This is a genomic window from Streptomyces sp. BE20 (genome assembly GCF_036322525.1).
In the GTDB taxonomy this organism is placed as follows: domain Bacteria; phylum Actinomycetota; class Actinomycetes; order Streptomycetales; family Streptomycetaceae; genus Kitasatospora.
This window is the reverse complement of the sequence record NZ_JAQYWW010000017.1, coordinates 1-341: the sequence shown is the minus strand read 5'-3', so window position 1 is coordinate 341 and position 341 is coordinate 1. Positions and strand designations below refer to the sequence as shown.

At 34.0% G+C, this 341-nt stretch carries 1 protein-coding gene; it reads left to right on the top strand.

The window, feature by feature from the left end; genetic code table 11:
• Positions 1 to 103 precede the first annotated feature (103 nt).
• Positions 104 to 341, top strand: a 238-nt coding sequence (locus tag PUR61_RS44960) for a hypothetical protein (RefSeq protein WP_329874311.1), incomplete at its 3' end; no start/stop codon positions are given.

The window sequence follows — 341 nt, the reverse complement described above, 5'->3', positions numbered from 1 at the left end:
TTTTTCGGGTCATAATTTTTTTATTTTTTCTTTTTTACTTTTTTCCCTTCTCTGTCTGTTTTTTTTTTGTGTGTTGGTGTGGGTTCTGGTGGGGTTGTTGGGCGTGGTGGGGGGGGTTGTGGGGGTTTGTGTTTTTGTGGTTTTTTGGGTGTGTGGTTGGGGGTGTGGGGGTGTTTTGTTTGGTTTTTTTTTTTTTTGTGGGTGTTTGTGGTTGTTTTTTTTTTTTGTTGTGTTTGTTTTGGTTGTGGGTTTTTTGTTTTTGTTTTTTTTTTTTTTTTTTTTTTTTTTTTTGTATTTTTTTTTTTTTTTTTTTTGTTTTTTGTTTGGTAACGCCCCCCCAC